Genomic DNA, 12,497 nt, shown 5'->3' on the forward strand with positions numbered 1-12,497 from the left:
ATGCTTAGATTGTCCGCACTGTACTTCTAGCGTTTGCTTGGGTCGTACGGCTCGCCCAGAGCCTTCGGCGCCGAGGAGCGTCCGACAGCACTCACCAGTACGATGATCGTCAGCACATAAGGAATCATGAAGATGAATTCTTGCGGGATGTTCTTGGACCATTCAAACAGCTGTACATAGTTGCGGATCGCCTGGGAAAAGCCGAAGAAGACCGCTGCCCCGAAGGCGCCCAGCGGATTCCACTTCCCGAAGATCATTGCGGCAATGGCAATGAAGCCTTGCCCGGAGATAGTGTTGTGGGCAAAGGTACCGGTTGTCGTCAGAGTAATGGTCGCTCCGCCGATACCGGCCAGAAGTCCGCTCAGCATAACGCCGACATATCTCATTCTGTTGACATTGACCCCAAGGGTGTCAGCAGCACTCGGATGCTCACCGACAGCGCGCAGACGGAGCCCGAACGGGGTTTTGAACAGGACGAAATAAATAACAATGACTAAGATAATCGCCAGGTAGGTGGTCGGGTAGGAATTGAAAATCCCTTCTCCAATCACCGGAATCTTGGACAATCCGGGAACAGCCACCTTGTTGAAGCCATCAATCAGCGGAGTCTCGCCGGAGCCTTCAAAAATCAGCTTCACCATATACAGCGTACTGCCCGCAGCCAGAAAGTTGATTACCGTACCGCTGATCGTCTGGTCTGCCTTGAAGGTAATGGAAGCAACCGCATGAATCAGAGAGCCGATCACGCCTACGGCCATAGCGCTAAGCACTCCAACCCAAGGAGCCCATGCGCCCATGCCTGCTTCCTGGGCATAATATCCGCCTACCGCTGCTGCAAATGCACCAAACATCATCAAGCCTTCCAGTCCGATATTGACCACACCGGAGCGTTCAGAGAAGATGCCGCCAAGGGAGGCGAAGATCAGCGCTGTCGAGAAAACAAGCGTCGTATTGAGCAATTGGCCTAGGATTACAAAATCCATCTATAACACCTTCTCTTTCTTGCGCTTGAAGTAGAACGGTTTGAGCACCCAGCGTACAATGCCTTGCGCAGCAATGAAGAATATGATCGAACCGATAACGATGCGGATCAGTTCAGGAGGAACATCCGCCCCGAAGCTCATTCCGGCAGATCCGTATGTCAACGTGCCGTACAGAATTGCCGCCAGAATAACACCCAGCGGATGGGTCAGCCCGAGCAGCGCCACGGCAATGCCGTCAAACCCGTAGCCAGGTGACGCAGCAAAGACCGATTGATAATGGAATACACCCAGTACTTCACCCGCGCCTGCCAAGCCGGCGAATACACCGCTGATGAACATAGCCTTGACTACATTACGCCCGACGTTCATCCCTGCATATTCCGCAGCATTCGGGTTGAGGCCGACAGCGCGCATCTCGTACCCCTGCTTGGTCTTCCACAGATACACATAGAAGAAGGTGGCTGCCGCCAGTGCAATAACAGTCCCCCAGTGCAGGCGGGCATTATCGAAGGTGGAGAACAGGAAGGTCATCGACAGTGAGGCCGGATTGTCCTCAGAACGGTTCTGCCCCTGCAGCAGCAGGAATGTCCGGACGATATAATTCGACAGGAATAAGGCAATCCAGTTCAGCATGATGGTTGTAATAACTTCATTGATGCCGCGCTTAGCCTTCAGGAAGCCGGCAATCCCGGCCCATAGGCCTCCGCATACTCCGGCAGCTATGACCGCAAGCGGAACTAACAGGAAGGAGGGCAAAGTCCCGCCAAGCTTAATGCCGACAACAGAGGCTGCCGTCATGCCAATCAAGACCTGCCCGTCCGCACCGATATTGAACATCCCTGAACGGAAGGCAAAAGCCACGGCCAGACCTGTCAGCATCAGCGGCGTCATCTCACGTATAGCCTCGCCGAAATCATACGGACTGCCGAATACGCGCTTGAACAGCGCAGAATATGCGGCAATTGGATCGTATCCGCCGATCAGCATTACAACCGCGCCGACAATGAAACCCATCAGAATCGCTACAAGCGGGACAATATAGCTGTCTGTCGCAAATATTTTTTTGAACTTAGACATCTGCATGACCCCCACGCTTCAGACTGCCCGCCATCATCAGACCCAGCTCCTGGTCATTCGTATCCTGCGGGAATACCTCTCCGACAATCTGCCCTTCATAGATAACGGCAATCCGGTCGGATACATTCATAGTCTCGTCCAGCTCAAAAGAAATCAGCAATACCGCTTTGCCCTGGTCACGCTGGGCAATCAGCTGCTTCTGGACGAACTCAATCGCACCGACATCCAGACCACGGGTAGGCTGTGCGGCAATCAGAAGCGTCGGATTTTTGTCTATTTCCCGCGCAATAATCGCTTTCTGTTGATTACCGCCGGATAAGGAGCGCGCTTTGTTCTCAATCGAAGGTGTGCGCACATCGAACTGCCTTACAAGATCTTCAGCGTGACGGTCAATAACCTCTTTGTTCAGGAATCCGTTCTGATTATATGGGCTCTTATAATAGGTTTCCAGCACCATGTTCTCACTGACTGTGAAATCCAGCACCAGTCCATGCTTATGACGGTCCTCCGGGATGTGGGAGACATTCATTTCCGACACCTTACGCGGGGACAGATTGGCAATCTCCTTGCCGGAGACTGTGATTGATCCGGAATCAATCTTGCGCAGGCCGGTAATGGCCTGGATCAGCTCACTCTGGCCGTTACCGTCTACGCCGGCAATCCCGAGAATCTCGCCGGCCTTCACTTCAAAGCTCAGGCCGTTCAGAACAGCTACACCGTCCTTGCTCTTGCTGTTTACATTCGACAGCTTCAGTATACTGTCGCCGATATGAGCCGTCTGCTTGTCCACCTTGAAGGTGACCCCGCGCCCGACCATTTTCTCAGCCAGCTCATTCGGATTGGTCTCGGAGGTCTTCACGGTATCAATGACCTTCCCGCGCCGGATAATGGTCACCCGGTCGGATATCTGCATAATTTCCTTCAGCTTATGGGTAATCAGAATAATGGACTTGCCTTCTGCAACGAGCCGCTTCATAATCGCCATCAGTTCAGTAATCTCCTGTGGCGTAAGCACAGCGGTAGGCTCGTCGAATATAAGTATATCCGCACCGCGGTACAGGGTTTTCATAATCTCTACCCGTTGCTGCATGCCTACCGAAATATCGTGAATCTTAGCATTCGGATTGACCTGAAGACCATACTGCTCCGATAGCTTACGAACCTGTTCCGCAGCGGATTTATAGTCGATTTTAAGACCCTTCTTCGGTTCCATACCAAGAACAATGTTCTCCGTAACCGTAAAGGGCTCAACAAGCTTGAAATGTTGGTGAACCATACCAATGCCCAGCTCAATAGCCTTGTTGGGGTTATCAATAATAACCGGTTTCCCGTCGATTTCGATGCTGCCTTCATCGGGCTGGTACAGTCCGAATACGATATTCATCAAGGTAGATTTACCTGCGCCGTTCTCACCGAGCAGTGCATGAATCTCCCCTTTTTCCAGCGTCAGACTAATGGAGTCGTTCGCAACAATACCGGGAAAGCGTTTTGTGATTTGCTTCAACTCTACGACAGGAGCCGCAGCACTCATGGAATCACCCTCATCACAGAATATATAATATTGCCTTTAAGACACGGCTGTACCGCCCCAGACAGGACGGTACAGTTGTGATTGATTATAGCCGATGCTGTACAGAGAACAAGGCCGGTACTTCAACCGGCCTTGCAAATTTGTTGTGTTAACAAGGTGATGCTGGCAATTACTCGGAAGGAACCTTGATGGTTCCGTCAACGATCTGTTTGCTGTACTCTTCAACCTTAGCCAGAATCTCAGGGGATACGTTGGCTTTGGAAGTCTCAGGAATACCTACACCGTTATCCTTCAGACTAAGTACAGTAGTAGTACCGCCTTTGAATGTTCCGTCAATCACCTGCTGGGATACTTTCTTAACCGCTTCATCCACACGCTTGATCATGGAAGTCAGGGTCACATCGTCGCCGAATTCCAGGGATTGGTCTTTGTCTACACCGATAACCCATACCTTGGAGCCGCCGGCCTTGTTGCGGGATTTCGCTTCATTGAATACACCGTTGCCTGTTGCTCCAGCAGCAGGGAAGATGATGTCGTTGCCGTCATTATACAGAGTAGCCGCCAAAGATTTACCAGTATCTGGCTTGTCATATGCGCCTGCATAAGTGATTTTTACTGTGGCATTTGGATTAACCGCTTCTACACCGGCTTTGAAGCCAACTTCGAAACGTTTGATAACCGGGCTTTCCATACCGCCGATGAAGCCGACCTTGTTAGTCTTAGTAGTCAGACCTGCAACTACACCAACCAGGAACGAACCTTCATTCTCAGCAAAAGTTACAGATTCAACGTTAGGAGCATCCACAACGCTGTCGATGATTGCAAGCTTCGCATCCGGGTTCTCTTTGGCAACCTTCAGCAGGGCATCACCAAGGTCGAAGCCGATTCCCCAAGTCAGATCATAACCGCCCTTAACGAACTGGTTAAGGTTCGGCTCATAGTCTGCGTTGGACTTACTCTGCAGATATTTGATCTCTGCGCCGTAATCCTTCTCCATAGCCTGCAGAGCTTCCCAGGAAGACTGGTTGAAGGATTTGTCGTTAACGCCGCCCACGTCAGTTACAAGACCCAGCTTAACAGTCTTAGGCGCCTCAGTTGGAGCCGGTGCTTCAGTTGCTGCCGCTGCATCCGTTGGTGCCGCAGTTGCTGCTCCGGAATTAGAGCCGGAGTTCGCGCTGTTATTGTTACCGCAGCCTGCCAGAATGACAGTGAACGCCATAACCATAACTAAGGATAGTTGGTAAAACTTCTTCATCGAAAGTGATCCCCCTTAATGAATTGGATGTCTTCTGTGTTCTGCTTGGACATACCATTAGTACAAATTATACCTGCAAAAAAAGCTAAAATCCAGTCTATTAATGACCTCAGGTCAATAATAATTCGCATTTTTCAGCAAGAAATCGCTTACTATGACACAGTCCGTAATCTCTATGTCTGTTCTATGTTAGTAAAGCTCAAAATGACGTTCATGGCGCCAATGCATTAACATTATTATTGCACAGCTTCAGCTTTTCTATTATCATGTATGATTACATATTGTCCACAAAGGGAGTCTGAACATGGAACAAGAACACACACACCAGTCTGCACCAGAATTCAAATACTGCCACGAATCCCGCGTCTTCAAAACCGGGCGAGTCTTCCCCAATGATGTTAACAACCACAAAACACTGTTCGGCGGCAAGCTGATGAGCACCGTGGACGAGGTCGCCTCGATCTCGGCCATGCGCCATTGCCGTGTCAATGTCGTCACCGCCTCCGCCGATTCCGTAGACTTCCTGCTGCCGATCCGGCCCACAGATTCCGTCTGCTTCGAATCCTTCGTCTCCTGGACCGGACGCACCAGCATCGAGGTGTTCGTAAAGATCATCTCTGAGAACCTCTATACCGGGGAGCGCGCCGTAGCCGCTACATCCTTCCTGACCTTCGTCGCAGTTCATGAGGACGGCACTCCGTGCCCGGTACCGGCAGTTGTGGCCCAGACCGAGGAGGAGAAGCTGATCTGCCAGTCGGCCGATGAGCGCGCTGCACTGCGTAAGCTTAGACGGGCCAGCAGCAAGAAGCTGGCTTCGATGCTGGGGACTACGAAGTACTGGGAATAGGGCGTCCGCTCTGCTTCCCCATCATTCTCACCGCATCAAAAAAAGCACCGTCACACGGGAGTTCCCGCAGGCGGTGCTTTTCGGTTTATCTCATTCTTACGCGTTGATCTTCTCTTTGGCTACAACCGCCAGGGAGTTGAATGCGTTCAGGTCGTTCACAGCCAGATCAGCCAGCATCTTGCGGTTCACTTGCACGCCAGCCAGCTTCAGGCCGTATACAAGCTTGCTGTAAGAAAGACCGTTCAGGCGAGCTGCTGCATTGATACGCACGATCCACAGTCTGCGGAAGTTACGCTTGGTCTGACGACGGTCACGGTAAGCGTAAACCATCGATTTCATTACTTGCTCTTTAGCGGTTCTAAAAATGCGGTGCTTGGAACCAAAGTAACCCTTTGCCAGCTTCAATACTTTTTTATGTCTACGACGAACTACAAATCCGCCTTTAACTCTTGCCATATTAATAAACCTCCCAAAAATGTGTGATTAACTATTTCAAGTTAGCAAGCCCTTGTTTCAAACGTCTTACATCCCCGGGAGCCATTACCGGATTGCCGTTCAATACGCGTTTTGCGCGCTTGGATTTGTGGGACAGCAGGTGGTTCTTGTGAGCCTTGTAACGCAGTACCTTGCCAGTACCAGTGATCTTAAAGCGGCCTTTCAGGCTGCTATGTGTTTTCATTTTAGACATGGTGTTTCCTCCTTGAATATTATGCGGCGCCAAATTGCTGAGCAAGTGGCTCCAGATTATTGGGGCTTCGGAGCCAGAATCATAATCATACTGCGGCCCTCCAGCTTCGGCTGGCGCTCCACAACAGAAATGTCTTCGACTTCGTTCTTCACGCGCTCCAGAATCTTCTGGCCGATGCTAGCGTGGGTAATCTCACGGCCGCGGAAACGGACGGAGCACTTCACCTTATCGCCTTCGTTCAGGAACTTGATGACATTGCGGAACTTGGTCTGATAATCATGTTCCTCAATGTTTGCACGGAACCAGACTTCCTTGAGATCCACAATCTTCTGGTTCTTGCGCGCTTCCTTCTCTTTCTTCTGCGTTTCATAACGGAACTTGCCGTAATCCATGATGCGGCATACCGGCGGCTTCGCCTGCGGTGCTACGTTGACTAAATCCAGGTTCAGATCGATCGCCATCTGCAACGCCTCGCGGATCGGCTTGATCCCGATTTGTTCACCCTCTGCTCCAACCAGCCGAACCTCTTTGGCACGAATTTCATCATTGATCATATGTTCCTTACTGATAATCCTCCACCTCCGAATGTTTTTCAGATAATATATTTACGGTTCTCCATAAAAAAGGGATGCCGGTAATTCCCCGACACCCCGTTTGATCAACGTTCATGAATTATTAGCATTCATAAAGCATTGAGATCAAAACCAGCAGGCCATAAGCCAGTCAGGTGAGAAGCCGGTGCTTCTGCTTGCAATCCCTATGTTTTGCACACTTGAATACTATACAGCATCAGAACGAAGATGTCAACACTAAGAAACTTGTTTGCTCTGAACCTCTTCCAGCCGGACTACGCGAGTATGCTTGGTATGGCTCCACTGCTTGTTGTTCTGCGTGAAGAACGCATAGAACGTGATGGGATACCAGGACAGCAGATAGACCGGGAAGGCCAGCAGGTACAGATAGACCTTCTTGAACTTCACCTTCTCCAGCACCATGGCCAGCAGGAAGGTCAGAATATTGGCCCCGACGGCAAGATAGCCGAGCCAGAGCGGCAGATGTCCATAAATGTTGGCAATATGCGGCCCGTCGAAGAGGGCGTTATCGATCCACATGACGGCTGTCATCAGGAACGTCAGCAGCACAATGTACACATTGGCTCCATAGAGCGCCAGGTCAAACTTCGTCAGGCTGCGCTCCTTGATCCCCTGCCACAGCAGAGGGAAGAAATAACGGCGGGCCACGGTGAAGTGCCCCTGCATCCAGCGCAGACGCTGTCTGGACGAGGCCTTGAACGTAAGCGGCTTCTCGTCGAATACCTTAGCGTCATAATTGAAGCGCGGGTATACTCCCTTGGAGGCACTGCGCATCGTGAACTCCAGGTCCTCCACCAGACTGGTTGCACCCCAGCCCATTTCCTTCAGCAGGTTCGTCTCGAAGCACATGCCGGTTCCGCCGAGGAAGTTGGCCATCTTCAGATTATGGCGGGACAGCTGCCACAGCCGGTTGATGTACCAGTAGGATACGCCGTAAGCGGCGGTAATCCAGGAATCCTCAGGATTCTTGGTATCAATGTAGCCCTGGATTACCCGGGCGCCTGTACACAGATCATTGTTCATCTCCATCAGGAATTCCGTATGTGCGAGATTGTCAGCATCGAACATGACGACCGCATCATACTGTCGGGGCAGCGCCCACAGCTCCTTGAGCATCCACTCGATGGCATAGCCTTTGCCGCGCAGGTTCGCATTGGTGCGCACGCAGGCATTCATGCCGTGCTCACGCACAATTGATGCTGTATTATCCGTACAGTTATCGCAGATTACAAATACATCGTACAGTTCCCGGGGATAATTAAGCTGCTTCAGGTTCTCCATCAGAGCGCCGACCACTTCTTCTTCATTGTGTGCGGCTACGAGTACGGCAAATGACTTTTGCGGCGCGTGAACCGCCCTCTTCTTCTTCATACGCAGTCCAAACAGCGAGAAGCCGAACTGGTAAACTGCAATTGCTGCCAAGATCACCTGCAGTGTAACAAACAGTGCGTCTAACATGATCTTTTGATGCCCCCTTTTCCAAGTCTAGATGTTCTCTTTTTCTCTCAGGCTTGTTGACGTTTCATGACCCTTTGTTTCATTCCTTACCGTAGACACGATTTATCCCTTTTTGTCGGGCAGGTTTCCGAATGGTTTGTGTTCCGTTTCAGAAGGTATGATTACGGATTCCGGCGGATACTCCGGCTCCTTATTTCTCTGTTACCTTATAAACGGGATATCCCTGCTTGAATCATTGTAGACGCTTTGGGGTACACAAGTCAAAAGAGACATTATTCGAGCGGACCCGAGCTTTTTCTTGAACGGACTTCCCTAAAAAAGTATGATTAAGACAGCTTCAGATTACACAATCTGCAGCTCAGACTGCGCCAGATCTCTTAATAGCCGGACCATCGGAGGGACAAGATATGAGACCTATATTCAAGAAACTGCATCTCCTGGAGCAGCGCCTTTTCCTGTTCATCAACGGACGGCTTCACAACCCTTTCTTAAGCTTCTGGCTCGTGTATCTCACGCATCTCGGAGGTGCGACAAGTACCATCGGAATCAATATTCTGATCTGGGCACTGTGCCCCCAGCCCTGGAGCACTACAGGACTTCAGGCGCTGGCCGCACTCGCGGTAAGCCACATTCCCGTCGCCGTGGCCAAGAAGCTCTATCCGCGCCTGCGCCCGTATCTGGCACTGCCGGATATCCATACCTTCCGCAATCCGCTGAAGGATCATTCCTTTCCTTCCGGGCATACGACCGCTATCTTCGCTTCAACGGTTCCTTATATGATAGCCTCCCCGCCCCTGACCGCAGTCCTGCTCCCGCTGGCCTGCATCGTCGGGTTCTCGCGGATTTACATCGGGCTGCATTATCCGTCTGACGTCATGGCCGGGGCGGTCATCGGCTCCGGTGTCGCCGCGGGCACACTCGCCCTGTGGTTCTGAGCTCCGGAGCAAGGCAATCATCTTACCACACTTGCCCTGGACCGCCTAATTTATACGCAGGTATTAATTATTGGAAGATACGGGGCGCATACTAATACAGCAAAGGCAGCCCGGGGAAGCCCGGACTGCCTTTGCTGTTGCTGCTGGGTATGACTTAAGAATCAGGCCGCAGGTCCGGAATCTCTCCTCCTACAGACGGTACTTGTCCAGCCGGGTAGCCTGATATTCCCTCAGGGCCTCTTCTCCGACGATGGCCTCACAGCGGTGAATATTTACGCCGCGGTTGTAGAACTTGGTCTCATATTCGGTCATCACATGCGCCTCATTAATCACTCCGCCCTCGTGCAGATCCAGTGAGATGTTCTTCATCTGCAGCCCGAAGTCGGCAAAGGCATTGAGCGAGAATTCGAACAGGCTGCGGGAATCGGTCTTCAGATGGATCTCGCCTGCCGGCCCGAGCAGCCCCCGGTATTTCTCCAGGAATCTCGGATGGGTCAGGCGGCGGCGGGCATGCTTGCTCTTCGGCCAGGGATCACTGAAGTTCAGATAGATCCGGCCCAGCTCACCCGGAGCAAAGACCTCTTCCGCATAATCAATATTTGCCAGCGCCACCCGGACGTTCGGGGGCGTCTCTTCCCCGGCGGGCTCCCATACGTTCCGGGCCTTCTCGGCGGCGCGCCGGACCAGCTCATCGTACATATCGACGCCGATGAAATTAATCTCCGGGTATTTAAAGCTCATCTGACTGATAAATTGGCCTTTGCCCATTCCGAACTCCACATGGATCGGATGGTCGTTGCCGAACAGCTCGGACCAGCGGCCCTTCAGGCTGCGTGGTTCCAGAATGACCAGATCGGTCTGCTGCTCAAGACTTTCACGTATTCCTTTTCTTCCGCGTAAACGCATAGGTACTCCTCCGCTATCTCTTACTTGCTGTCTGCTGTCAATAGGATAACTGCCACTTGCAATATTGTGCCGAACTTGAAGACAAATGTAAAGGATTTTCAGAACCCACCGCCAAAAGAAAAGGAACCTCCACCCAGCCCCTGTCGGACCGGTCGAAAGTTCCGTGCGTGTTATAAGCGTAATACCATCCGCCGTTCAGCGGACTGTTATTTATTTATCGAATTCGAAGGTCTTCTCAAAAGCATTACGGATCTTGCGCTGCGCCTCTGTCTTAATCTTGTGGTTGCCGTTAAATTCTACGCCTGTCAGCGCAAGCGCTTCGTCAGGAGTCAGCTGCACATCAATCGAACCTTTGTTATCAGGATATACCGTTGGAGAATTCATCGTTATCACCTCTGAGGTTTAGTATGGACCAGACGACACGAAATTATGAATTCAGGAATAGGATTGTTGTTGCTGCAGCGGCTTTTTTACACTTTAAATATAACATAAGGTGTAAGCATTTTCAAGCGGAATTCCGCTTATTTCCGGCCTATTTTCCGTTTTTTTTGACGGGATTGCCGGGAGGGATTGTTACGTTCACCCCGGTTTTTTGATACAATGAAAAGGTTCATGAAAGGAGCTGCAAATGTCCAATCTTCTACAGACCTCCTCTCCGCTCCTATGGGGGGATAAACGATTCCATACCTGGAATTATGAAATGCGCGAGCAAATGGATGCCAAGGTATTCAAGGTCATGCTTGATGCCGGATTCACCTGCCCGAACCGTGACGGTAGTGTTGCCAAGGGCGGCTGCACCTTCTGCAGTGCACGGGGGTCCGGTGACTTCGCCGGAAGCCGCAGGGACGATCTGGTGACCCAATTCAACCATGTGCGTGACCGCCAGCATCTGAAATGGCCGAACGCCAAATATATCGGCTATTTCCAGGCCTACACCAATACGTACGCTCCGGTTGAGGAGCTGCGTGAATACTATGAAGTCATCCTGCAGCAGCCGGGGGTAGTCGGCCTCTCCATCGCCACCCGCCCGGACTGCCTGCCGGATGATGTCGTCGAGTATCTGGCAGAGCTGAACCAGCGCACCTATCTGTGGGTGGAAATGGGACTGCAGACGATCCATCAGTCCACTTCAGACCTCATCAACCGGGCGCATGATACCGCCTGTTATACGGAAGCTGTTGCCAAGCTCCGCCGCCACGGCATCCGAGTCTGTACCCACATTATTCACGGCCTCCCGCAAGAAACGCATGAGATGATGCTGGAGACGGTATCTGCGGTGGCCAACATGGGCGTGCAGGGGATCAAAATCCACCTGCTCCACCTCATGCGCAAAACGCCGATGGTCAAGCAGTATGAAGCCGGGCTCCTGCGGTTCCTGGAGCAGGATGAGTACGTGAGGCTCATTGCCGACTCGCTGGAGATCCTGCCGCCGGAGATGATTGTCCACCGCCTGACCGGCGATGCGCCGCGCGAGGCCCTCATCGGCCCGCTGTGGAGCCTTAAGAAATGGGAAGTGCTGAATGCCATTGACCAGGAGCTGGTTGCCCGGGACACCTGGCAGGGTAAATACTGGAGGAAGCGCTGATGGGCTTCCTCTCTGTCCTTAGCTTCGCCCACAAGCTCACCGCTGAGCGCCTCGCTGCCGGCGGACGGGCCATCGACGCCACCGTGGGCACGGGTGCCGACACCCTGTTCCTCGCCAAGGCGGCCGGGCCGCGCGGCGGGGTATACGGCTTCGACATCCAGCACGCGGCGCTGGCTCTTGCCGGAGAGCGCCTGCGGCTGGCCCGGGAGGAAGCGCCGGCCGCGCTCGCTCCCGTAACCCTGCTGCAGCAGAGCCATGCAGCAATGCTTGAAGCCGTTCCGCCGGACTGGGGCGGAACGGTCTCGGCGGTGATGTTCAACCTCGGCTATCTGCCTGCGGGCGATGCCGATAAGACCATCATCACCGAGCCGGAGAGCACGCTGGCCGCGCTTCGGGCGGCGCTTGCGCTGCTCCGCCCGGGCGGGATCATCACGGCCGTGCTGTATCCCGGCCACGAAGGCGGCGGCCGCGAAGCCGCCGCCGTTGAAGCCTGGGCCGCCGGATTGGCCCAGAAGGAGGCGCAGGCGATTGTGTACCGCCAGCTTCAGCGTTCAGCCGCCCCGTATGTGGTGGCTGTGGAGAAGCGGAAAGACGCGGAGCAAGCCGGTCATTCCGGCAAGTAATCTACAATTATATGAT

Annotated in this window: 14 protein-coding genes; 4 read left to right on the forward strand and 10 right to left on the reverse strand. The window is 52.7% G+C overall.

Features of this window, described 5'->3' with window-relative positions; all coding sequences use genetic code 11:
- Positions 1-26: 26 nt before the first annotated feature.
- From K1558_RS26940 to K1558_RS26955, 4 genes are all read right to left on the reverse strand, one after another.
- Positions 27-983 (reverse strand): ABC transporter permease, encoded by a 957-nt coding sequence (locus tag K1558_RS26940; protein WP_238655059.1) that lies wholly within the window; start codon positions 981-983, stop codon positions 27-29.
- The gene (locus K1558_RS26945) at positions 984-2,060 is read right to left on the reverse strand and encodes an ABC transporter permease (protein WP_238655060.1); all 1,077 of its coding nucleotides are present in this window, start codon (positions 2,058-2,060) and stop codon (positions 984-986) included.
- On the reverse strand, positions 2,053-3,591 hold the full coding sequence (locus K1558_RS26950; RefSeq protein WP_238655061.1) for an ABC transporter ATP-binding protein: 1,539 nt from the start codon (positions 3,589-3,591) through the stop codon (positions 2,053-2,055). Before K1558_RS26950 ends, K1558_RS26945 begins: the two co-directional genes overlap by 8 nt.
- 169 nt (positions 3,592-3,760) lie before the next feature.
- A complete protein-coding gene (locus tag K1558_RS26955; RefSeq protein WP_238655062.1) occupies positions 3,761-4,846 on the reverse strand; it encodes a BMP family lipoprotein in 1,086 nt (361 codons plus the stop codon).
- Between the two features lie 304 nt (positions 4,847-5,150).
- Here K1558_RS26955 and K1558_RS26960 point away from each other — a divergent pair, with 304 nt between their 5' ends.
- Positions 5,151-5,693 carry an acyl-CoA thioesterase gene (locus K1558_RS26960; RefSeq protein ID WP_238655063.1) on the forward strand — a complete coding sequence of 181 codons (543 nt, stop codon included), beginning with the start codon at positions 5,151-5,153 and terminating at the stop codon, positions 5,691-5,693.
- Positions 5,694-5,789: 96 nt separating this feature from the next.
- Here the strand turns inward: K1558_RS26960 and rplT are convergent, their stop codons facing one another.
- The 4 genes from rplT to K1558_RS26980 all read right to left on the reverse strand — a co-directional run bounded on the left by rplT (position 5,790) and on the right by K1558_RS26980 (position 8,432).
- Positions 5,790-6,149 carry a 50S ribosomal protein L20 gene (gene rplT / locus K1558_RS26965; protein ID WP_238655064.1) on the reverse strand — a complete coding sequence of 120 codons (360 nt, stop codon included), beginning with the start codon at positions 6,147-6,149 and terminating at the stop codon, positions 5,790-5,792.
- A gap of 31 nt (positions 6,150-6,180) precedes the next feature.
- On the reverse strand, positions 6,181-6,381 hold the full coding sequence (rpmI, locus tag K1558_RS26970; protein WP_238655065.1) for a 50S ribosomal protein L35: 201 nt from the start codon (positions 6,379-6,381) through the stop codon (positions 6,181-6,183).
- Between the two features lie 56 nt (positions 6,382-6,437).
- Complete coding sequence (gene infC / locus K1558_RS26975) at positions 6,438-6,935, reverse strand: translation initiation factor IF-3 (RefSeq protein ID WP_238655066.1); 498 nt, start codon at positions 6,933-6,935, stop codon at positions 6,438-6,440.
- Between the two features lie 255 nt (positions 6,936-7,190).
- A complete protein-coding gene (locus K1558_RS26980; protein WP_238655067.1) occupies positions 7,191-8,432 on the reverse strand; it encodes a glycosyltransferase family 2 protein in 1,242 nt (413 codons plus the stop codon).
- Positions 8,433-8,839: 407 nt separating this feature from the next.
- Here K1558_RS26980 and K1558_RS26985 point away from each other — a divergent pair, with 407 nt between their 5' ends.
- Positions 8,840-9,367: a phosphatase PAP2 family protein gene (locus tag K1558_RS26985; RefSeq protein WP_238655068.1), complete on the forward strand. Its 528-nt coding sequence runs from the start codon at positions 8,840-8,842 to the stop codon at positions 9,365-9,367.
- 189 nt (positions 9,368-9,556) lie between these two features.
- Here the strand turns inward: K1558_RS26985 and trmB are convergent, their stop codons facing one another.
- Entirely contained in the window at positions 9,557-10,273 is a 717-nt protein-coding gene (gene trmB / locus K1558_RS26990) for a tRNA (guanosine(46)-N7)-methyltransferase TrmB (RefSeq protein WP_238655069.1), read from the reverse strand.
- Between the two features lie 210 nt (positions 10,274-10,483).
- Complete coding sequence (locus tag K1558_RS26995; RefSeq protein WP_238655070.1) at positions 10,484-10,657, reverse strand: hypothetical protein; 174 nt, start codon at positions 10,655-10,657, stop codon at positions 10,484-10,486.
- Between the two features lie 244 nt (positions 10,658-10,901).
- On the opposite strand from K1558_RS26995, the gene mnmL reads away from it, so the two are divergent.
- Both mnmL and mnmM read left to right on the forward strand, forming a co-directional pair.
- A complete protein-coding gene (mnmL, locus tag K1558_RS27000) occupies positions 10,902-11,858 on the forward strand; it encodes a tRNA modification radical SAM protein MnmL/YtqA (protein ID WP_238655071.1) in 957 nt (318 codons plus the stop codon).
- A complete protein-coding gene (gene mnmM, locus K1558_RS27005; protein WP_238655072.1) occupies positions 11,858-12,481 on the forward strand; it encodes a tRNA 5-(aminomethyl)-2-thiouridylate-methyltransferase MnmM in 624 nt (207 codons plus the stop codon). Before mnmL ends, mnmM begins: the two co-directional genes overlap by 1 nt.
- Positions 12,482-12,497 lie beyond the last annotated feature (16 nt).

Source organism: Paenibacillus piscarius (assembly GCF_022234545.1).
GTDB lineage: Bacteria > Bacillota > Bacilli > Paenibacillales > Paenibacillaceae > Paenibacillus_AQ > Paenibacillus_AQ piscarius.

Excerpts from the sequence above, each read along its gene's own strand:
- K1558_RS26940 (WP_238655059.1), bottom strand. The coding sequence starts at position 983 with ATGGATTTTGTAATCCTAGGCCAATTGCTCAATACGACGCTTGTTTTC.
- K1558_RS26945 (WP_238655060.1), bottom strand. The coding sequence starts at position 2,060 with ATGTCTAAGTTCAAAAAAATATTTGCGACAGACAGCTATATTGTCCCG.
- K1558_RS26950 (WP_238655061.1), bottom strand. The coding sequence starts at position 3,591 with ATGAGTGCTGCGGCTCCTGTCGTAGAGTTGAAGCAAATCACAAAACGC.
- K1558_RS26955 (WP_238655062.1), bottom strand. The coding sequence starts at position 4,846 with ATGAAGAAGTTTTACCAACTATCCTTAGTTATGGTTATGGCGTTCACT.
- K1558_RS26960 (WP_238655063.1), top strand. The coding sequence starts at position 5,151 with ATGGAACAAGAACACACACACCAGTCTGCACCAGAATTCAAATACTGC.
- rplT (WP_238655064.1), bottom strand. The coding sequence starts at position 6,149 with ATGGCAAGAGTTAAAGGCGGATTTGTAGTTCGTCGTAGACATAAAAAA.
- rpmI (WP_238655065.1), bottom strand. The coding sequence starts at position 6,381 with ATGTCTAAAATGAAAACACATAGCAGCCTGAAAGGCCGCTTTAAGATC.
- infC (WP_238655066.1), bottom strand. The coding sequence starts at position 6,935 with ATGATCAATGATGAAATTCGTGCCAAAGAGGTTCGGCTGGTTGGAGCA.
- K1558_RS26980 (WP_238655067.1), bottom strand. The coding sequence starts at position 8,432 with ATGTTAGACGCACTGTTTGTTACACTGCAGGTGATCTTGGCAGCAATT.
- K1558_RS26985 (WP_238655068.1), top strand. The coding sequence starts at position 8,840 with ATGAGACCTATATTCAAGAAACTGCATCTCCTGGAGCAGCGCCTTTTC.
- trmB (WP_238655069.1), bottom strand. The coding sequence starts at position 10,273 with ATGCGTTTACGCGGAAGAAAAGGAATACGTGAAAGTCTTGAGCAGCAG.
- K1558_RS26995 (WP_238655070.1), bottom strand. The coding sequence starts at position 10,657 with ATGAATTCTCCAACGGTATATCCTGATAACAAAGGTTCGATTGATGTG.
- mnmL (WP_238655071.1), top strand. The coding sequence starts at position 10,902 with ATGTCCAATCTTCTACAGACCTCCTCTCCGCTCCTATGGGGGGATAAA.
- mnmM (WP_238655072.1), top strand. The coding sequence starts at position 11,858 with ATGGGCTTCCTCTCTGTCCTTAGCTTCGCCCACAAGCTCACCGCTGAG.